A 19,548-nucleotide genomic window follows, 5' to 3' on the forward strand; every position below is an offset into this window, starting at 1 on the left:
NAGTCGTAGGGCCGTCCGGGTGCGTCGGGGCCGGTCCCGCCGTCGCCGAACTCCCAGCGGTAGTGGGGGATCGCGCTGATCGTGGCGACGACGGGCTCGTCGACGTTGAACGTGTACGACTCCGGCACGGGCGTGTAGAGGATCGTCGCCAGGTTCGCGAAGCTGCGCCCGGACGGCGCGATGACGATCGACGGTTTCGGCAGGAGCTTGTCTCGCAGGTAGTCGGCGAGCGCGGCCTGCACGGCCGCGACCGGCACGGCGTTGTCGGGCAGCAGGTAGTTGTTGCACCCGGCCATCNTCTGGTCGAACTGGGCGCGTTCGGCGGGGGTCATCGCCGGGTCCGGGCCGACGAGTTCGTACAGCTCGCAGACCGCGGCGGGGTCGTCCGGACAGGCCTGCCCGCAGGATGCCCGCCGCGGGACGCCCCCGTCGGCGCCGGCCGGGATCCGCTCGAGCACCCCGTCGTGGTAGCTGTACTGGTAGCCGTTGGCGGTGGCGCGGGTGTCGCAGCTGCCCCAGAGCACGCCGACGCAGGGTACGCGGGTCTCGCCGCCGGGAGCCGCCTCGGCGCGGTCGGCGGTGCGCAGCCCTGCCAGGCCCGGCAGCCCCGCGCCCGGCAGCGGGCCGCCGACACCGGCGAGCAGCCCCACCGCGACGGCGACCACCACCACCCGTGCGAGCCACCGCCGGCGGAACGGCGATCGCCGGCCGCAGTGTCCGCGCGAGCACTCAGAGTGTCCATGCGAGCACGCGGAGTGCCCGTGCGGGCCGGCGAGTGATCGCCGATCGGCGGGGGAGTCCGACGCGGCAGGCTGGATCGTCATGCCGGCCCCGGGGCGTAACGCAGGGTCTGGATGCGCCAGCCGCGCTGGGTGAGGGCGAGCACGGCCGTGGCGGCCCGGCTGGGCACGCCGGGGGCGTCGGCGGCGTGGCGCCCGGCGAGGTCGAGCAGCCCGACGGCGCCGGTGTGCAGCGTGAAGGTCACGAGGCCGACGAGCCCGGCCCGCGGCCGGGCGGACAGGTCGGTCAGGCGGTAGGCGGCGGCGTCGGCGTGCAGGCCGCGCTGCTGGAGCGATCGGGTCACCCCGACGTCCAGGGCGCACGGCTGGCAGCCGGCCAGCGCGGTCGGCGTGATCACCGCCAGCCGGCCGGCCCGGGTGGCGTCGTTGATCTCGCGGAAGTACGCCTGGACCGTGCGGGCGGCCGCGGCGGGCGTGTCGTCGGAGCCCCCGGCCACCCCGGCGGAGCCGCCCGCGGACGGATCGCCGTCGGACGGATCGCCGTCGGCCGGGCCGGCGTCCGACGGGCCGTCGGCGGAGGGAACGTCGGCGGAGGGAACGTCGGCGGGCGAGCCGGCGCCGGACGGACTGCCGGCGGACGCCGCGCCCGGGCGGGCGGGGACGGCCGCGCCGGCGGGCTCGTGGCCGTCGCCGCCGCAGCCCGCGAGCAGGCCCGCTCCCGCCAGGAGGGCAAGTGTCGTGACGGCGGTGATGACGACCCCCAGCCGCGCGGCGTAGCGTGACGATTCGGCGTCCGTCCGCACAAGTCGCCAGAATAGCCGCAGGAGCCCGGCATGTGGATAGGCGCCAACGGGGAACGGTGCGCAGGTCCTACTATCAGTTCGATGATGGGAGTCACCGACGGCGACCGGGCATTCCGGATGCGCCNCCCCGCCGCGGCGGGCGGGCCGGTCGAGGCGATGCGGCTGGGATCGCCGCCCGACGGCAGCGGGCCCGCTGCGGCCCTCGATCATCCCGTGCCCTCGCAGCGGGGCACGCCCGGGAACGTCATCGCGCGTTATCTCCATCATCTGGAGGGCGAACGGGGACTCGCCCAGAACTCCGTTCTTGCCTACCGTCGCGATCTGCGCCGCTACCTCAACCATCTGTCGGCGCAGGGCCTGTGCTCGTTGGACGCGGTCGGTGAGGCGGAGGTTGCCGGCTTCGCCGCCGCGTTGCGTCTGGGGGACGAGACCCATCCGCCGCTCGCGGCCGCATCGGTGGCGCGGATGCTCGTCGCGGTGCGCTCGCTGCACCGCTTCGCCGCAGAGGAGGGGGACGTCAGCGAGGACGTGTCCCGCCCGGTGCGACCGCCGACGCCGCCCCGCAAGCTGCCCAAGGCGCTCTCCGTCGACCAGGTGACAGCGGTGCTCGCCGCGGCCGCGGGCACCCCGCGGGCGGGGGTGGCGGGGGTGGCCGGCCGGGCCGAGGATCTCGCTGCGGCGCCGGTGGAACCCGCCGAGGCGGTCCGCCGGCTGCGCGCCACGGCGCTGCTGGAGCTGCTCTACGGGACCGGTGCGCGGATCTCCGAGGCGGTCGGGCTGGACGTCGACGATCTCGATCTGGAGGCCGCGGCGGTGCGGCTGCACGGCAAGGGCGGCCGGGACCGGATCGTGCCCCTGGGCCGGTGTGCCGTCGCCGCGATCGGGGACTACCTGCGCCTGGGCCGGCCGAGCCTCGCGGGGCCCCGGTCGGGGGCGGCGGTCTTCCTCTCCCGGCGCGGCAACCGGCTGTCCCGGCAGAGCGCGTGGACGGTGCTGCGGACCGCGGCTGACCAGGCCGGAGTCGACGGCGTCTCACCGCATGTGCTGCGGCATTCCTTCGCCACCCACCTGCTCGACGGGGGGGCGGACGTCCGGGTCGTCCAGGAGCTGCTGGGCCACGCCTCGGTCAGCACCACCCAGATCTACACCCTGGTGACGGTGGATCGGTTGCGGGAGGTGTATGCGACGTCACATCCCCGGGCGCTGGGCGCGGGTCCACCCGCGGCCGCTGGCTGGATTCCCGGGCACCCGGCCGGCGGCTGAGGGACCCGACCGGCGCCGCCACGGTCGCGCCGGCCGTGCCCCGTTCGGCGGCACGGAACTCGGGTAGTGACCGAGCGTGCCCACAACCGGCTGCTCAGGACGGGGTGTAGGGCCCCAGGCTCGGCATGCCGTTCGACGGCGCCGACGTCGGCACCCCGCCGACTCCGCCGACCGCCTGCGTGCTGCGCTCGGCGAGGGTCTCGCCCACCTTGCGTGCGATCGCCTCCATCAGGCGCAGCGCCTGCGGCAGCGACAGGTTCAGCACCACTTCGCTGTCGTTCGTCATCGCGAAGCGAACCGATACGTCCGCCATTGCTCGACCTCTCTCGCCTGATTCGGAAGATCTGCTCGATGCGTGTGGAACGGAACGGTACGGCCCATCTGGGACCAATGCACGCCCGGGGTTGCCGTGGGCGCCACCGGTATCGCCCGGTGTATGCGCTCGCTCACCTATCGTGGCGGTCCATGTGTTGTAGCTGTCAGTCACGTGCGCTGCTCCTCTGCCGGTAGCGACGTGTGTGGGCCCCGTCGGGTCCGGCCGAAGTCCCGGCCGGGTGGGGGCGGGTGAAGCAAACACGTAGCTGTCCCGTTGTTCATGCATAGTCCCTCATTGCCCCCGGCTGTCCGCGAGGGGGTGGGCTCGTGGTCGGACGTCGCGCCGGAGGGTGAACGTCCCGGTTCCCACCGTTCGGCCGAGATCCGTGGGCGGATTCACGGCCGGTCATGGATTCGCGCGGCGAACGGCCCGGTCGGGCAGGATGACAGAGTGACTTCGACTGACCGCGTCCTCCCGGACGTTCCCGCACTGACGATCGGCATCCTCGGCGGCTCGGGGCCGCAGGGCGGCGGCCTGGGCCTGCGCTTCGCCGCGGCCGGCCACCTCGTCCTGATCGGCTCCCGGTCGACCGAGCGTGGCGAGGAGGCGGCGGCCAAGCTCGCCGGCCCCGGGCGTCGCATCGAGGGCGCCGACAACGCCACCGTCGCGCAGCGTGCCGACGTCGTGATCGTCGCCGTCCCGTGGGACGGTCACCGGGAGACGCTCGAGGCGCTGCGTGAGCCGCTCGCCGGGAAGATCGTCATCGACTGCGTCAACCCGATGGGGTTCGACAAGGGCGGCGCCTTCGCGCTGGCGGTGCCCGAGGGCAGCGCCGCCCAGCAGGCCGCCGCCGTCCTGCCGGACAGCACCGTCGTCGGCGCCTTTCACCATGTGTCCGCGGTGCTGCTGGCCGACGAGTCGGTCGCGAAGATCGACACCGACATCCTCGTGCTCGGGGACGACCGGGCCGCCACCGATCTGGTCGCCGCGCTCGCCGAACGCATTCCGGGGATGCGCGGCATCTACGCCGGCAAGCTGCGCAACGCCGGCCAGGTCGAGGCGCTGACCGCGAACCTGATCTCGGTCAACCGCCGGTACAAGTCGCACGCCGGCCTGCGCATCACCGACGTCTGAGCGCCGCGCGGGCGATGGGGACGGCGATGGGGACAGGGCCCCGCCCGGGCGCATCTCACGGTGATGACCCGAGCTACGACGACCTCGGCCGCCCGGTGCGGATTCCCGCATCGGTGAGCCGGGTGGTCTCGCTGGTGCCCAGCCTGACCGAGTCGATCGCGCTCTCCGCGCCGGGCCTGCTGGTGGGGGCGACCGACTGGTGCAGCCATCCGCCGGGGCTCGAGGTGGCCCGGGTGCGCGGGACGAAGAATCCGGACGTCGACGCGATCGTCGCCCTCGCCCCGGACCTGGTCGTCGCCAACGCCGAGGAGAACCGCGAATCCGACCTCGCCGCCCTGCGTGCGGCCGGGCTCGCGGTGTGGGTCACGGCGCCGAGCACCGTCGAGGCGGCCCTGGACAGCCTCGACCGGATGCTGCGGCTGGCCTGCGGCCTGACGCGCCCCGCCTGGCTCGACGCCGCCCAGGTGGCCTGGGCCGACACGGGTACCGGCACTGACGCCGTCGCCGCCGGCCCCGTCGCCGCCGGCCCCGTCGCCGCCGGCCCCGTCGCCGCCGGCCCCGCCGTCGCAGACGCTCACACCGATGGCGGCCGCGACGGCGGCGGCGAGGGCGACGCCGCGCGCCCTGGCTCGCGCCGTCGCGCCCTGGTGCCGATCTGGCGCCGCCCGTGGATGGCGGTCGGGCGCGACACCTTCGCCGGTGACGTGCTGCGCCGCCTCGGGGTGGACAACGTGCTGGCGGACTCCCCGCAGCGCTACCCGCGGTTCGATCCGGCCGACCTCCCNCCGCACGACCTCGTCGTGCTGCCCGACGAGCCGTACGCCTTCAGCCCGACCGACGGGCCCGAAGCGTTCGCCGCCCCCGCCGTCTGCGTCCCGGGCCGCCTGCTGACCTGGTACGGACCGTCGCTGGTGGCGGCGCGTCACGAACTCGCCGCGGCGTTGGCCCGCGCCTGACCGCCCGACTCCGGCGGTTGGCGGTTGGCGGTCGGCGAATGGCGGATGGTCGGTGGATCGGTGATCGGCGGTCGGTGGCGGGACTGCGGCGTCCGCGGCCGGCCACCGACCGCCGGCGTCAGTGGGCGATCAGTAGCTGTGCTCGACCGTCGGGTACTGCCCGCCGCGCACCTCGTCGCGATAGGTGCGCACGGCGTCGCCCANCACGGTGCGCAGATCGGCGTACCGCTTCACGAACCGGGGGACGTGCCCGCCGCTCAACCCGGCCATGTCCTGCCAGACCAGTACCTGCGCGTCGCAGTCGGCGCCGGCGCCGATCCCGACCGTGGCGATGTGCAGCTCCTTGGTGACGCGGGCGGCGAGATCCGCGGGCACGACCTCCAGCACGACCGCGAACGCGCCGGCGGCCTCGATCGCCAGCGCGTCGGCGAGCAGGACCTCACCCGCCTCGTCCCGGCCCTGCACCCGGTAGCCGCCCAGGGCGTGGATGCTCTGCGGGGTCAGGCCGAGATGGCCGATCACCGGGATGCCCGCGCCGACGAGCGCGGCGACCGCCGGGGCGACCCGCGCGCCGCCCTCGAGCTTCACCGCCTGGGCGCCGCCCTCCTTGAGGAACCGGGTGGCGGTTGCCAGTGCCTGCTCCGGGCCGGCCTGGTAGGACCCGAACGGCAGGTCGGCGACGACCATCGCGTGCGGTGCGCCGCGCACCACGGCGCGCACGAGCGGGATCAGCTCGTCGACCGTGACCGGCACGGTCGTGTCATAGCCGTAGACCACGTTGGCGGCCGAGTCCCCTACCAGCAGGACGGGGATCTCGGCCTCGTCGAAGACGGTGGCGGTGGTGAAGTCGTACGCGGTGAGCATCGACCATCTCTCGCCCCGGCTCTTCGCCGCCGCCACGTCGCGGACCGTGAACCGCGACCGGCGCGGCGACCGGGTTTCGGCCGGCGCGCCGTAGAGCGTCGCCGCCGTGCCCGCGGCGTCTGCGCGCCGCGAGTGGTCGTCGGAGGTCTGGTTGCGGACAGTGCCTGACGAATCCATGAGCACTCCCTGATGCGTCCGTCCGGGCGCTGGGCGTCCCGGCGTGCTGTCCATGCTGCCACGGTCGGGCCCGCCCGCCGAGTGGGTGAAACCGGTGCGCATCGCACACCCGGGCGGAAGGGAACCGCCCGCCACGCCGCTGCCATGGCAAACGGATGCGTCTGGGCCTCCGGGCACGTATGCTGATCTTGAAATGCGGCGAGACGACGCGGTGAAGACACANGGTGAGAACACACGGCGCGACCAGGTAGCGGGTGGCCTATCCATGCGGATGCATCGNCACGGTGGTGACGGGATGGATGGCAGGGCAGAGGGAGGACGTGCCGGATGACGACCGCGGATGCGCGCCCCCCGCGTCCCCGGCGTCCGTCCGATCGCGTGCCCTCCGGGGTGAAGCCCGCGCGCTCGCCCGGCCGGCCCCGGGATCCCCGGTGCGATGAGGCGATCCTCGACGCCGCCCTGCACGAGCTGGCCACCGTCGGGTTCGCCGGCCTGTCGATGGAGGCGGTGGCGGCCGGCGCCGGTGTGGGCAAGGCCACCGTCTACCGGCGGTGGCCGACGAAGGACGCCCTCATCGTCGACGCCCTGGACACGCTGGCCGACAGCGTGGAGGCCGTCGAGACCGGCTCGCTGCGCGATGACCTCGTGGCCTGGCTCAACGCCCTGCGCCGGCACAACATCCAGTCCCTGTCCGGGCGCATCATGCCCAGGCTCGCCGCGGAGCGGTCCACCCATCCGGAGCTGTTCGCCACCTACTCACAGAAGGTGATCGAACCGTCCCGGCAGCGCGCGGCCGACCTGCTGCGCCGCGGCGTCGACGCGGGGGAGCTCGCCGCCGATGTCGACGTGGACCTGGTCGTCGACATGCTCATCGGCCCGGTCGCCTACCGCCAGTACATGAGCGGCAATCGAGAGGTGAGCGGCACGCGCATCGGCACGATCGTCGACACCGTGCTCGGTGNCATCCTGCGCCGTGACCCCGGGTTGCCGGGAACGGGCGCCGGCCCGGAGGCCGCCCCCGGGATTGACGACCCGGACGGCGGCGGTTCGCGGGGCCCGGCCCGTCCCGGCGGGCCGGCCTCGGCCGGTCCCGCGGGGACGGCTGGTCCGGGCGCGGGCGGGCGCCCGGATTCCGGCGTCTACCCGGTTGGCGGTCCGTATCCGGTCGGTGGTCCGTACCGCGTCGGCGGGAGCAGCGGCGTCGCTGGACTCAACGGCGTCGCTGGACTCAACGGCGTCGATGGCGCTGACGGTGTCGGCGGGTCCAACGGGGTCGGCGGGTCCAACAATGTCGGCGGGTCCAACAATGTCGGTGGGTCCAACGGCGTCGGCGGGTCGCGTGGCCACGGCGGGATGTACCCGACCCGGGCCGTGCGCGGCGTGGCCGGCCGGCATGGCTCCGGCGGGACGCACCGGCTGACCGGGCCGGTCGTCACCAACGAGCGCGGCGGGGCGGACTCGTCACCCTGAGTGTAAACGCCTTGGGGGCCCCACACGGGCGCGAGTAGCATCGCGGACGGGTCAGGAAGGCCCGCCGTGGGGCCGCCCGCAGGGCCGGCGACACGTCGTCGGCGCGGTGATCCCCGCGCACGTGTGTCCTATCGCAACAGGAGACTCTCGGTGTCCGACGTCCGCGTTACCGTCCAGCACGCCCAGCGTAGCGATCCGCGGGTGGTGCCGACCGGGACGACGGCCGCCGACCTGTTCGCCGACGACCGTGACGTCATCGCCGCCCTGGTGGACGGCCAGCAGCGTGATCTCGCGCATGTCCTCGACGACGGCGCCGTCGTCGAGCCCATCGCGATCGGCTCGCCGGCCGGCCGGGCCATCGTGCGGCACTCCGCCGCGCACGTCGTCGCCCAGGCCGTCCAGGACCTGTTCCCGAAGGCCCGGCTCGGCATCGGCCCGCCCATCGACAACGGTTTCTACTACGACTTCGACGTCGAGACGCCGTTCACTCCGGAGGACCTGAAGGCCATCGAGAAGAAGGCCCAGGCCATCATCAAGGCCGGCCAGCGGTTCTCCCGCCGGGTCGTCACCGAGGAGCAGGCCCGCGCCGAGCTCGCCGCCGAGCCGTACAAGATCGAGCTGATCGGGCTGAAGTCGAGCGCCGGCGAGGATGCCGAGGCCGAGGCCGATGCCGAGGCCGCCGTCGAGGTCGGCGCCGGAGAGCTGACGATCTACGACAACCTCGACGCGAAGACCGGCGAGCTGTGCTGGAAGGACCTCTGCCGGGGACCGCACGTGCCGAGCACCCGGTCGATCCCGGCGTTCGCGATCCTGCGCTCGGCGGCGGCCTACTGGCGGGGCAGCGAGAAGAACCCGCAGCTCCAGCGCATCTACGGCACCGCCTGGGAGTCCCGCGACGCCCTGAAGGCCTACCAGACGAGGCTCGCCGAGGCCGAGAAGCGTGATCACCGCCGCCTCGGCGCGGAGCTGGACCTGTTCTCCTTCCCGACCGAGATCGGCCCGGGCCTGGCCGTGTTCCACCCGAAGGGCGGNGCGATTCGCACCGCGATGGAGGACTACGCGCGGCGCCGGCACATCGAGGCCGGCTACTCGTTCGTCAACACCCCGCACATCACCAAGTCCGACCTGTACGAGATCTCCGGTCACCTGGACTGGTTCGCCGACGGCATGTACCCGCCCATGGAGCTCGACGGCGGCACCGACTACTACCTCAAGCCGATGAACTGCCCGATGCACATCCTGATCTACCGGTCGCGGGGCCGGTCGTACCGGGAGCTGCCGCTGCGGCTGTTCGAGTTCGGCACGGTCTACCGGTACGAGAAGTCCGGCGTCGTGCACGNCCTGACCCGGGTGCGCGGCCTCACCCAGGACGACGCCCACCTGTTCTGCGCCCGTGAGCAGTTGCCCGCCGAGCTCGACAGCGTGCTGAACTTCGTCCTGGGGCTCCTGCGGGACTACGGCCTGAGCGACTTCTACCTGGAGCTGTCGACCAAGCCGGAGGGCAAGGCCGTCGGCACCGACGCCGAGTGGGAGGAGGCCACCGAGCTGCTGCGCGCCNCGGCGCAGAAGCAGGACCTGGAGCTCGTCCTGGACGCCGGCGGCGGCGCGTTCTACGGCCCGAAGATCTCCGTCCAGGCCCGCGACGCCATCGGCCGGACCTGGCAGTTGTCCACCATCCAGGTCGACTTCCAGCTACCGCAGCGCTTCGACCTGGAGTACCAGGCCGCGGACGGCACCCGCCAGCGTCCCTTCATGATCCACCGGGCGTTGTTCGGGACGATCGAGCGCTTCCTCGCCATCCTGCTCGAGCACTACGCCGGGGCGCTGCCGCCGTGGTTGGCCCCGGTCCAGGCGATCGGCATCCCGATCACCGACGAGCACGTGCCCTACCTCGACGGGGTGGCCGCGAAGCTGTCCGCCCACGGTGTCCGGGTGGAGGTCGACTCCTCGGACGATCGGATGNAGAAGAAGATTCGCACGGCGCAGAAGCAGAAGGTCCCCTTCATGCTGCTCGCCGGAGACGAGGACGTCGCCAAGGGTGCGGTGTCGTTCCGATTCCGCGACGGCACCCAGCGCAACGGCGTCCCCGTCGACGATGCCGTCGCCGAGATCCTCGACGCCGTCACCCGCCGCCTCCAGGNCTGACCGCCNCCCGCACCCAGACGTGATCCCGGGTGCCCGGGGCATCACCACCAGTCTGCCTTCCGGGGTGACGTCGAATCCGTGACTTCGCCCCGGAATCGGGTGGTTACACTTATCTGGAGATGTGGGTGGTGCGCGGGGGAGACGCGGGGGACGCTGAATCCGACAAGACGCAAGCTGGCAGATCACTGGGCGAGCGTGGCCCGCGAGCGAGGCGTCGACGCCGCCGCGCTCCATGCGCAGGCACGCCAGCTCGCGGCGCTCTATGTCACGGGTTACGTCGCCGAGGCATACGCGAAGGCCCTCGCCTCGGCACGCGGGCGGCCCGTGCTGCACACGCACAACCTCATACCGCTGCTTGAAGAATGCGGGATCCACAGAAGTGATCTTCCGCTGGATCTGCGGGTATACGCCGTACAACTGGGTCTGGCGTCGGCTCGCGGACGGCAACGGGGATCATTCGCCCCGATCGCTGGTCCGGCTGTTCGATCGGGTGCTGGAGNGGGAACGCGGATGGTATCCGGCATCGCCGTACGAGCGAAGCCTTATCCGGCCCAGGGCGCTGGTGGAATCGTTGGACGACATCAGCGACCAGGAGATGGCCTCGCTGGAGGAGGAGTTCGCCGAACTCGTCCCGCTGTTCGACGCGCTGCGGGAGATCGGCCGCACGCCGTTCCCGGCCGGTGANCTCGCGGTGGACTCGGATGTGGTCAGCCTGGGGTTGGAGGTCGGCCTGTTGCACATCGACTCCGGCACGCGGGACGAGGCCGAGCGATATCGTGTCCCGGAGCTCCACCGGAAGGCGCTGCGAATGGGGCGCAAAGGCCAGGCCTGAGTGCTGTCTCCGCCCCGCCTCGTCGGCAGCATGATCCGCGGTGCGGTCGCGGATTGCGGGGTAGACCCTCCGGTAGATGGTGTGGGCAGGATGTGACGCGCTGTTGGCGGGCGGGTTGCCGGCGCGCAACAGCACGGCGGCGCAGCGGTGTCCTCGCTAGGGTCGGGTCAGGCTGACCGGGCGGCCCGTATGGTCGAGTCCCCACCTCAGCGCGGAGGCACCATGGACAAGCAGCAGGAGTTCGTTCTCCGGACGCTGGAGGAGCGGGACATCCGCTTCGTTCGGCTCTGGTTCACCGACGTGCTCGGCTACCTGAAGTCGGTGGAGATCGCGCCGGCCGAGCTCGAGGGCGCGCTCGCCGAGGGCATCGGATTCGACGGTTCCGCGATCGAGGGTTTTGCCCGGGTGCACGAGGCCGACATGCTGGCCCGGCCGGACCCCTCCACGTTCCAGGTGCTTCCGTGGCGCGGTGAGCATCCGCTGACCGCGCGGATGTTCTGTGACCTGATCATGCCGGACGGGGNGCCGGCCGCCACGGACTCACGGTGGGTGCTGCGCCGCGCCCTGGCCCGGGCGGCGGACGCGGGTTTCACCTTCTACACGCATCCCGAAATCGAGTTCTTCCTGCTCAAGGAGCCGCCGAAGCGCGGTGGCCCGATGCCGNCACCCGTCGATGAGTCGGNGTACTTCGACCTCACGCCGAACGACATCAGCCATGACTTCCGGCAGCAGGCGATCANCATGCTGGAGCGGCTGGGCATCTCGGTGGAGTTCAGCCATCACGAGGTCGCGCCCGGCCAGCAGGAGATCGATCTGCGTTACGCCGACGCCCTCACCATCGCGGACAACATCATGACCTTCCGGCAGGTCGTGAAGGAGGTGGCGCTGCGACAGGGAATCTACGCCACCTTCATGCCGAAGCCGTTCGGAGATCAGGCCGGCTCGGGCATGCACACCCACCTGAGCCTTTTCGAGGGTGACCGCAACGCCTTCCACGACCCGACCGACGAATACCAACTTTCGAAGGTCGCGAAGGCGTTCATCGCCGGTCTGCTCACGCATGCCGCGGAGATCACCGCGGTGACGAACCAGTGGGTGAACTCCTACAAGCGGCTGATCGGCGACCAGCGCCTCGGCGAGGTGCTGGAGGCGCCCGCGTACGTGTGCTGGGGCCACAACAACCGGTCGGCCCTGGTGCGGGTGCCGCTGTACAAGCTGCACAAGTCGCAGGCGACCCGGGTGGAGTTCCGGCTGCCGGACAGCGCGTGCAATCCCTATCTCACCTTCGCCCTGGTGTTGGCCGCGGGGCTACGAGGGGTGCAGGGCGGTTACGATCTGCCCGCGCCGGCGGCCGACGACGTGTGGACGCTGACCGACGTCCAGCGTCAGGAGCGGGGGATCACGGCCCTGCCGGGTTCGCTCGCCGAGGCGATCACGGTGATGGAACGCTCCTCGCTGGTGCGCGAGACCCTCGGGGACGAGCTGTTCGAGTTCTTCCTGCGGAACAAGCGGGCCGAGTGGCAGGACTACCGTCGGCAGGTGACCCCGTTCGAGATCGACCGCTACCTGCCCGTGTTGTGAGCGTCCCGCGATGCGTGTCGAACGGCCGGGGGTGTCGATCGGGTCCGGCGGACCGCCCGCGCCGCCCGCCGCGGACCATCCGCGCGGCAGCTCGGTAGTCGCCCGGCTCGCCCGGCTCGGCTTCAGCGACGTCGACCGGGTGGCGGCGACCATGGAGCGGCTCGGCCTGCTCGACGGTTCGGCGGCGCCGTCCGGCGGGGATGAGCGGGCCGGTGGACAGTCGCGGGCCGGTGGACAGTGGCAGGCCGGGTCGGGCGGGGAGGTCCGGCTCGCGGGGAACGTCGTGGTCGGCGCGCTGGCCGCGGCGGCCGACCCCGACCTGGCGCTCGCCGCGCTGGACCGGCTCGTCGACGCGCTCGGCCCGACCGACGGGCGGGGACTCGTCGCGGACCTGGCCGGGCACGCCGGGCTGCGGGAGCGGCTGTGCGCCGTGCTCGGCGCGAGCCGTGCGCTCGGCGATCACCTGGCTCGCCATCCCGCCGACTGGCAGGTGCTGCGGCCCGACGAGCTGGTCGCAGCCCCGCCCGATGCCGGCCGGATGCGGGCGGCGCTGCTGCGCGCGGTCGGCGCGAACCCCACCGATCCGGCGCCCCGCGCCGTCGACGACCGGCCGGCGACCCTCGACGCGCTGCGCGTCGCCTACCGCCGGGCGCTGCTCGTCGTCGCCGCCCGGGACCTCACCGGCGCGGTGGCGCTGGACGACGCCACCGCGGAGCTCGCCGACCTGGCCGCCTCGGCGCTCGACGCGGCGCTGGCGATCGCCCGCGCCGGCCTCGACCCGGACCTGCCCTCGGTCCGGCTCGCCGTCATCGGCATGGGCAAGTGTGGGGGCCGAGAGCTGAACTACGTCAGCGACGTCGATGTCCTGTTCGTCGCCGAGCCGGCGGCCGCCGGTGGCGCGGCGGCCGGTGGCGCGGCGGCCGGTGGTGCGGCGGCCGGTGGCGCGACGGCCGGTGGTGCGGCGGTCGGCGGGGAGGCGGCGCTGCGGACCGCGACGCGGATGGCCGAGGGGCTGGTGCGGGCGGCGGGGCTGGTGACCTCCGCGGGCGCGTTGTTCCAGGTCGACGTCGGCCTGCGGCCGGAGGGCCGCGACGGCGTCCTGGTGCGCACCCTCGACAGCCACCGCACCTACTACCGCCGCTGGGCCCGGACCTGGGAGTTCCAGGCCCTGCTCAAGGCCCGTCCGATCGCCGGTGACCTGGTGCTCGGCGCGGAGTTCTGCGCCATGGTCGCGCCGCTGGTCTGGACTGCCGCCTCCCGGCCGGACTTCGTNGCCGACGTGCGGGCGATGCGGCGCCGGGTCGAGTCGACGCTGTCGCGCGCGGAGTCGGAGCGCAACCTCAAGCTCGGCCCGGGCGGACTGCGCGACGTCGAGTTCGCCGTCCAGCTCCTGCAGCTCGTCCACGGCCGGGTGGACGCGAAGCTGCGGGAGCGCTCGACGCTCGCCGCCCTCGACGGCCTCGCTCGCGGCGGGTACGTGGGCCGGCGCGACGCCGCCGAGCTCACCGAGGCGTACCGCTTCCTGCGCAACGCCGAGCACCGGCTTCAGCTCCAGCGCCTGCGCCGGGTGCACAGCCTGCCGCGGGATCCGGGCGAGCTGCGCTGGCTCGCCCGGTCGATGGGGATGCGTACCGCCCAGGACTTCGTCGACGCCCACGCCCGGATCGTGCGCACCGTGCGCTCCCTGCACCAGAAGCTGTTCTACGCCCCGCTGCTGGAGGCGGTCNCGCGGCTGTCGACCGAGGAGATCCGGCTGTCCCACGCCGAGGCGCAGCAGTGGCTCGCCGCGCTGGGATTCGCCGCCCCGGACCGCTCACTGCGCCACATCGAGGCGTTGATCAGTGGGGTGAGCCGGACGGCCGCGATCCAGCGCCATCTGCTGCCGACGTTGCTGCCGACGCTGGCCGACGCGCCCGACCCCGACGCGGGCCTGCTGGCCTACCGCCGGGTCAGCGAGGCGCTCGGCCGCGCCCCCTGGTACCTGCGGCTGCTGCGCGACTCCGCCGGCGCCGCCGACCGGCTCGCCCGGGTCCTCGCCTCCAGCCCGTACGTCGCGGACCTGATGACGCGGGCGCCCGAGTCGGTCCGGCTGCTGCGCACCGAGGCCGACCTCGTCCCGGTGCCGCGCGAGACGCTCAGCCGAACGATGCTCGCGATCGCGCACCGCAACCCCGACTGGGAGGACGCCGTCGGNCGGGCCCGGGCGGTGCGCCGCGAGGAGCTGGTCCGGGTGGCCTGCGCGGATCTGCTCGGTCTGCTCGACGTGGCCGCGGTCGGGCGGGCCCTGGCGGACGCCGCCGCCGCCACCGTCGCCGCGACGCTGCTCGTCGCGGAGCGCAGGATCGCCNGGGGCGACCCCGCCTGCCTGCCGGCGCGGCTCTCCGTCATCGCGATGGGCCGGCTCGGCGGGGCGGAGATGTCCTACGGCAGCGACGCCGACGTCCTGTTCGTGCACGAGGCCCGACCGGGCTACTCGGCGCAGCAGGCGCAGCGGGCCGCCGCCGAGGTGATCGGGGAGCTGCACCGGCTGCTCGCCGTCTCCGGCCCGGATCCGGCGCTTCGGCTGGACTCGACGCTGCGCCCGGAGGGCCGCAGCGGCGCCCTGTCGCGCCCGCTTGACGCCTACGACGCCTACTATCGCCGCTGGTCGCAGGACTGGGAGTCGCAGGCGCTGCTGCGGGCGCGGCCGCTGGCGGGCGATCCCGAGCTCGCCTACCGGTTCTGCCGGCTCGCCGACACGGTGCGCTACCCGACGGCGCTGCCGGCGGCGTCGATCGAGGAGATCATCCGGCTGCGGGGTCGGATGCGGCGGGAGCGGATCCCCCGCGGGGTCGATCCCAGCCGCCACCTGAAGTTCGGTCCCGGCGGGCTCACCGACGTGGAATGGGCGGTGCAGCTTCTCCAGCTGCGCCACGGCCGGGAGGTCCCGTCGCTGCGCACCACCTCGACCCTCGACGGCCTGCGGGCCGCGGTGCTCGCCGGGCTGCTCGGCGAGGCGCAGGCGGGTGACCTGCAGGCGGCCTGGCTGTTGGCGTCGCGGCTGCGCAACGCGAGCACACTCGCGGGCTGGCCGCGGCCGGACGTGCTGCCTGATCGCCCGGCGGCCCTGGAGGCGACGGCGCGGGCCGCGGGCTGGCCGGCGGACGGCGCCGGTGACCTCGTCGCCGAGTACCGGCGGCTGGCGGCCCGGGCCGAGGCGGTCGTCGCGGACGTCTTCGCGCGGGAGCGGACCGCCGAGTTCGGCTGAGCGCCCGCCGCCGCCCGCCCCGGGACGCCGACAGGCCGGCCGTCCGAGGGAAGCCTCGGACGGCCGGCCTGTCGCCTGCCACCTCACGTCGCGCGGTGCGCACCGTTGCGGGAACCGGGGGATCGGGGCGCCGGCGCTCCCCCGCGCGAGCGCCCCGGCCATGACGCGATGTCTGCCCAGCCGTGTCGGCCTGCCTCGTCGGCCTGCCTCGTTGGCCTGCCTCGTCGGCCAGGCTCAGACGCTCACCTCGGCGGGCGCCGCAGTGGTCTGCGACGGCACGAACAGGGTCGGCTTGTCGCCGGCCAGGGCGCTGCAGCAGGTGTCGACGATGAGCGCGGTGACCAGGTACGGGTCCATGTTCGCGTTCGGACGACGGTCCTCCAGCCAGCCCTTCTTGGCCTTCTCGACGGCCCAGGGGATACGGACGGAGGCGCCGCGGTCCGAGGCGCCCCAGGAGTACTTGTTCCAGGGGGCGGTCTCGTGCTTGCCGGTCAGCCGGTCCTGGATGCCGTACCCGTAGTGGGTGACGTGCTCCATGACGCGCGTGCCGAGCGCCTCGCAGCACGCGACGATGGCGTCCCAGCCCTCCATCGTCTGCTTGGTGGAGAAGTTGGTGTGCGCGCCGGCACCGTTCCAGTCACCGGGGATCGGCTTCGCGGCGAAGGACACCTCGACGCCGTAGTCCTCGGCGATCCGGTGCAGCAGCCAGCGGCCCAGCCAGATCTGGTCGCCGATGGCGGGCGCCGGCAGGACGCCGATCTGGAACTCCCACTGGCCCATCATGACCTCGGCGTTGGTGCCCTCGATGGCGAGGNCGGCGTCGAGGCACGCCTGGGTGTGCCGCTCGACGATCTCGCGACCGGGCATCTTCGAGCCGCCGACACCGCAGTAGTACGGACCCTGCGGTGCGGGGTACCCGACCTCCGGCCAGCCGTACGGGCGGCCGTCCTTGAAGAAGGTGTACTCCTGCTCGATGCCGAACATCGGCGACATGTCGGCGTACTTCTCGGCGACCGCGCGGGTGGCTGCCCGGGTGTTCGTCGGGTGGGGCGTGAAGTCGGTCAGCTCGACCTCGCACAGCACCAGGATGTTGTCGCCACCCCGGATCGGGTCGGGCGTGACGAAGACGGGACGCAGCACGCAGTCCGAGTTCGATCCCGGCGCCTGGTTGGTGCTCGAGCCGTCGAAGCCCCAGATCTCCGGCTCCTTGCCCTTCTTGATGATGCGGGTCTTGCTGCGCATCAGGGGCTCCGGCTCGGTGCCGTCGATCCAGATGTATTCGGCCTGAATGAATTCGGCCTTGCTCACTCAATACTCCCCGTGGTTGGTCCTGCACGGAACGGAGCGACTTCGTGATCGGCCTGGGGGAGGCCGACCCAGGCCGCGGTGGACGGGNGGGTTNGGTCGGAGCTTCGTCGGGCCCCGTTACCGGCCCGTTCCGTGATTGTTAATTCTTCGTCTCTGGTGCGTCACGGATGGTATTGGCGGCCGGACCAGGGCATTGGTTCCCCGAGGCCGTTCGGGCGGCTGTCCCAAGGTGGTGGGCGCCAATTTTACCGCTCCCGCCCCGGCAGTACGGAGTATTTCGCCCGGGGGACGCCGGCGGCCATGCGCGAGGCCACTCCGGCCCGGCCGGAACGGGGACTGGAGAGGCGGCCGGCGGGCATCTCGGCCGGTTCTTCGCCGGTTCTCGGCCCGCGCGCGCGGTGCCCCGGCCGCGCGGCCGGGTTTCTCGACCCGGCCGGCGGCGACGGTGCTTCTGTCGGTCAGATGTCGTAGTAGAGGGTGAACTCGTACGGGTGCGGCCGGAGCCGGATGGCGTCGACCTCGTTGAGCCGCTTGTACTCCAGCCAGGTCTCGATCAGATCCGTGGTGAAGACGTCGCCCTCGCGAAGGAAGTCGTTGTCCGCCTCGAGCGCGTCCAACACCTTCTCCAGCGAGCCGGGAACCTGCGGAACCGCGGCCAGCTCGTCCGGCGGGAGCTCGTAGAGGTCCTTGTCGATCGGGTCCGGCGGGTCAATCTTGTTACGGATGCCGTCCAGGCCGGCCATGAGCATCGCGGCGAAGGCCAGATACGGGTTGCAGCTCGGATCCGGGACGCGGAACTCGACCCGCTTCGCCTTGGGCGAGTCGCCGCCGAGCGGGATGCGGCAGCATGCGGAGCGGTTGCGTGCCGAGTAGACGAGGTTGACCGGTGCCTCGTAGCCGGGGACCAGCCGGCGGTAGGAGTTCGTGGTCGGGTTGGTGAATGCCAGCAGCGCCGGCGCGTGGTGCAGCAGGCCGCCGATGTAGTAGCGCGCCGTGTCCGACAGACCACCGTAGCCGTTGGGGCTGTAGAACAGCGGCTCGCCGTCCTTCCACAGGCTGGAGTGCACGTGCATGCCCGAGCCGTTGTCCTCGAACAGGGGCTTCGGCATGAAGGTGACGGTCTTGCCCCGGCTGCGGGCGACGTTGCGGATGACGTACTTGTAGAGCATCAGGTTGTCCGCGGTCTTCAGCAGCGTGTCATAGCGGATGTCGATCTCCGCCTGGCCGGCGGTGCCGACCTCGTGGTGCTGCATCTCGACGGTGATGCCGGTCTCGTAGAGGACCCGGGTCATCTCCGAGCGAAGATCCGTGAAATGGTCGGTCGGCGGGACCGGGAAGTAGCCGCCCTTGAAACGGGGCTTGTAACCGAGGTTGCCGCCCTCTTCCTTCCGGGAGGTGTTCCAGGCGGCCTCGACCGAGTCGACCTGGTGCATCGACCCGTAGGGGTTGTAGTCATAGCGGACGTCGTCGAAGATGTAGAACTCCGCCTCGGGCCCGAAATAGGCCGTGTCGGCGATGCCCGTACCGCGCAGGTACGTCTCCGCCTTCTTGGCGATGTTCCGCGGGTCCCGGGAGTACTGCTCCTTCGTGATCGGGTCGTGGATGAAGAACGTCATCGCGAGGGTCTTGTGTTCACGGAACGGATCCACGAAGGCGGTCTGCGGGTCCGGCAGCAGCAGCATGTCGGACTCGTGGATGGCCTGGAAGCCTCGAATCGAGGACCCGTCGAACATCAGCCCGTCGGTGAACACCGACTCGGCGAAGACCTGCGTCGGAATGGTGAAGTGCTGCATGATTCCGGGCAGATCACAGAATCGTACGTCGATGAACTGCACGTCCTCGTCGCGGATATAACGGAGCACGTCCTCGGCTTTTGTGAACATACGACCTCCAGCGTCCCGTCACGCTTATCAAGCCTGTAGGTTACGGCATGTCGATGTGTCTTCGGTCATGCCCCGGCGGACCCGTGACATCACGAAGTCGTTTCGTTTATGTTACAGGAGCGCACTTTATCACCCTTGGTGAACCCTTGGGTGCAGCTCGGTGCGGCGGATAAGCTTGCGTCGTGGGACGAGCACTTGGAGGCTGGCTCGAAGGGCCTGGTCTGCCCAGGGACACGCCGCCGGGCGTCCGGCTGGGGCTGCCGGCGGAGGGCCGCGGCTCGGTCGTNGGCTTCGGGCCGCGGCNGGGCGCGTACCTCATCGACGCGGTCGTGGCGAACCTGATCGTCGGCGTGCTGTACCTGGCCGGGCTCGGCTCCGCCGGCGACGTCCGCGGCCTGGCGATCTACCTGGTGTTCCTGCTGGAGGAGTTCATCCTCGTCAGCACNGGCGGCCAGACGATCGGCATGCGGCTGTTGGGCATGCGCGTGATCCGGCTGCGTGACCNCGGCCGGCAGTCCTGGCCCTGGGTGGGGGTGCGCACCCTGCTGTTGGCCCTGCTGGTGCCCGTGTTCATCTGGGACCGCGACCAGCGCGGCCTGCATGACCGGGCGGCCGGGACCGTGGTCGTGCGCGATCCCGTCCGCGCGGACTCCGCCTCCTAGACCGGCTGGGCCCCTGGGTCGGCTGGATCTCCAGGGTTGGCCCGACCTCCAGTGCCGGCTGAACCTCCAGTGCTTGCCCGACCTCCAGTGCCGGCTGAACCTCCTGGACCGGTAGGTCCTGTTCGGCGGTTGCCTGCCCTGCCTGCTCGTCCTGGCCGTTCTTCGGT

The 19,548-nt window shown here is 72.3% G+C and carries 10 protein-coding genes and 20 pseudogenes; 22 read left to right on the plus strand and 8 right to left on the minus strand.

All coding sequences use genetic code 11. The features are described from left to right. Position 1: 1 nt before the first annotated feature. Both UK94_RS35020 and UK94_RS00090 read right to left on the minus strand, forming a co-directional pair. Positions 2-297 (minus strand): annotated as a pseudogene (locus tag UK94_RS35020) (PKD domain-containing protein); the annotation flags it as partial. 523 nt (positions 298-820) lie between these two features. Beyond that, positions 821-1,543 carry a hypothetical protein gene (locus UK94_RS00090; RefSeq protein ID WP_055748208.1) on the minus strand — a complete coding sequence of 241 codons (723 nt, stop codon included), beginning with the start codon at positions 1,541-1,543 and terminating at the stop codon, positions 821-823. Positions 1,544-1,699: 156 nt separating this feature from the next. Between UK94_RS00090 and UK94_RS00095 the strand changes: the two genes are divergently transcribed. Further along, positions 1,700-2,806: a site-specific tyrosine recombinase XerD gene (locus UK94_RS00095; RefSeq protein WP_235486131.1), complete on the plus strand. Its 1,107-nt coding sequence runs from the start codon at positions 1,700-1,702 to the stop codon at positions 2,804-2,806. Between the two features lie 94 nt (positions 2,807-2,900). Here the strand turns inward: UK94_RS00095 and UK94_RS00100 are convergent, their stop codons facing one another. Then, positions 2,901-3,119, minus strand: coding sequence for a hypothetical protein (locus tag UK94_RS00100; protein WP_009742848.1), 219 nt, complete (start codon positions 3,117-3,119; stop codon positions 2,901-2,903). Positions 3,120-3,572: 453 nt separating this feature from the next. Here UK94_RS00100 and npdG point away from each other — a divergent pair, with 453 nt between their 5' ends. The 3 genes and pseudogenes from npdG to UK94_RS35030 form a co-directional block, all read left to right on the plus strand. After that, complete coding sequence (gene npdG / locus UK94_RS00105; RefSeq protein WP_011606276.1) at positions 3,573-4,256, plus strand: NADPH-dependent F420 reductase; 684 nt, start codon at positions 3,573-3,575, stop codon at positions 4,254-4,256. A 26-nt stretch (positions 4,257-4,282) separates the two neighbouring features. Next, the coding region (locus UK94_RS00110; protein WP_235485949.1) for a helical backbone metal receptor at positions 4,283-5,040 on the plus strand (758 nt) is incomplete at its 3' end. A gap of 1 nt (position 5,041) precedes the next feature. Then, positions 5,042-5,212, plus strand: a pseudogene (locus UK94_RS35030) (helical backbone metal receptor); the annotation flags it as partial. Positions 5,213-5,341: 129 nt separating this feature from the next. Here UK94_RS35030 and UK94_RS72455 read toward each other — a convergent pair. Both UK94_RS72455 and panB read right to left on the minus strand, forming a co-directional pair. Then, on the minus strand, positions 5,342-5,415 hold a 74-nt coding region (locus tag UK94_RS72455), incomplete at its 5' end, for a hypothetical protein (RefSeq protein WP_268761169.1). 1 nt (position 5,416) lies between these two features. Continuing rightward, positions 5,417-6,253: pseudogene (panB, locus tag UK94_RS00115) on the minus strand (3-methyl-2-oxobutanoate hydroxymethyltransferase); the annotation flags it as partial. A gap of 327 nt (positions 6,254-6,580) precedes the next feature. Here panB and UK94_RS35035 point away from each other — a divergent pair. The 15 genes and pseudogenes from UK94_RS35035 to UK94_RS35110 form a co-directional block, all read left to right on the plus strand. Next, the coding region (locus tag UK94_RS35035) for a TetR/AcrR family transcriptional regulator (RefSeq protein ID WP_268761157.1) at positions 6,581-7,214 on the plus strand (634 nt) is incomplete at its 3' end. Positions 7,215-7,873: 659 nt separating this feature from the next. Continuing rightward, on the plus strand, positions 7,874-8,754 hold an 881-nt coding region (locus tag UK94_RS35040), incomplete at its 3' end, for a threonine--tRNA ligase (RefSeq protein WP_313949430.1). A 1-nt stretch (position 8,755) separates the two neighbouring features. After that, a pseudogene (locus UK94_RS35045) lies at positions 8,756-9,062 on the plus strand (aminoacyl--tRNA ligase-related protein); the annotation flags it as partial. Position 9,063: 1 nt separating this feature from the next. Beyond that, positions 9,064-9,280, plus strand: a pseudogene (gene thrS / locus UK94_RS35050) (threonine--tRNA ligase); the annotation flags it as partial. A gap of 1 nt (position 9,281) precedes the next feature. Continuing rightward, positions 9,282-9,685, plus strand: a pseudogene (locus tag UK94_RS35055) (aminoacyl--tRNA ligase-related protein); the annotation flags it as partial. 1 nt (position 9,686) lies between these two features. Next, positions 9,687-9,863: pseudogene (locus UK94_RS35060) on the plus strand (His/Gly/Thr/Pro-type tRNA ligase C-terminal domain-containing protein); the annotation flags it as partial. Between the two features lie 1,059 nt (positions 9,864-10,922). Then, positions 10,923-11,223: glutamine synthetase (locus UK94_RS35065; RefSeq protein ID WP_235485951.1), on the plus strand; the 301-nt coding region annotated here is incomplete at its 3' end. A 1-nt stretch (position 11,224) separates the two neighbouring features. Then, positions 11,225-11,363: pseudogene (locus tag UK94_RS35070) on the plus strand (glutamine synthetase); the annotation flags it as partial. Positions 11,364-11,383: 20 nt separating this feature from the next. Beyond that, positions 11,384-11,439: pseudogene (locus tag UK94_RS35080) on the plus strand (hypothetical protein); the annotation flags it as partial. 1 nt (position 11,440) lies between these two features. Further along, a pseudogene (locus tag UK94_RS35085) lies at positions 11,441-12,281 on the plus strand (glutamine synthetase); the annotation flags it as partial. A gap of 10 nt (positions 12,282-12,291) precedes the next feature. Next, positions 12,292-13,553 (plus strand): annotated as a pseudogene (locus tag UK94_RS35090) (bifunctional glutamine-synthetase adenylyltransferase/deadenyltransferase); the annotation flags it as partial. A gap of 1 nt (position 13,554) precedes the next feature. After that, positions 13,555-14,007: pseudogene (locus UK94_RS35095) on the plus strand (putative nucleotidyltransferase substrate binding domain-containing protein); the annotation flags it as partial. Between the two features lies 1 nt (position 14,008). Continuing rightward, positions 14,009-14,474 (plus strand): annotated as a pseudogene (locus UK94_RS35100) (bifunctional glutamine-synthetase adenylyltransferase/deadenyltransferase); the annotation flags it as partial. Between the two features lies 1 nt (position 14,475). Then, a pseudogene (locus UK94_RS35105) lies at positions 14,476-14,628 on the plus strand (hypothetical protein); the annotation flags it as partial. Position 14,629: 1 nt separating this feature from the next. Beyond that, positions 14,630-15,528 (plus strand): annotated as a pseudogene (locus UK94_RS35110) (bifunctional glutamine-synthetase adenylyltransferase/deadenyltransferase); the annotation flags it as partial. A gap of 234 nt (positions 15,529-15,762) precedes the next feature. Here the strand turns inward: UK94_RS35110 and UK94_RS35115 are convergent. The 3 genes and pseudogenes from UK94_RS35115 to glnA form a co-directional block, all read right to left on the minus strand. Next, positions 15,763-16,342, minus strand: a pseudogene (locus tag UK94_RS35115) (glutamine synthetase); the annotation flags it as partial. A 1-nt stretch (position 16,343) separates the two neighbouring features. After that, positions 16,344-16,836, minus strand: a pseudogene (locus UK94_RS35120) (glutamine synthetase beta-grasp domain-containing protein); the annotation flags it as partial. A gap of 458 nt (positions 16,837-17,294) precedes the next feature. Next, complete coding sequence (gene glnA, locus UK94_RS00150; protein ID WP_011606265.1) at positions 17,295-18,719, minus strand: type I glutamate--ammonia ligase; 1,425 nt, start codon at positions 18,717-18,719, stop codon at positions 17,295-17,297. A gap of 304 nt (positions 18,720-19,023) precedes the next feature. Here glnA and UK94_RS35125 point away from each other — a divergent pair. From UK94_RS35125 to UK94_RS35135, 3 pseudogenes are all read left to right on the plus strand, one after another. Continuing rightward, positions 19,024-19,164 (plus strand): annotated as a pseudogene (locus UK94_RS35125) (RDD family protein); the annotation flags it as partial. 1 nt (position 19,165) lies between these two features. Then, positions 19,166-19,223, plus strand: a pseudogene (locus UK94_RS35130) (RDD family protein); the annotation flags it as partial. Between the two features lies 1 nt (position 19,224). Beyond that, positions 19,225-19,381, plus strand: a pseudogene (locus UK94_RS35135) (RDD family protein); the annotation flags it as partial. Between the last annotated feature and the right edge of the window lie 167 nt (positions 19,382-19,548).

This window comes from Frankia sp. AvcI1 (assembly GCF_001420875.1).
Taxonomy (GTDB): Bacteria; Actinomycetota; Actinomycetes; order Frankiales; family Frankiaceae; genus Frankia; species Frankia alni.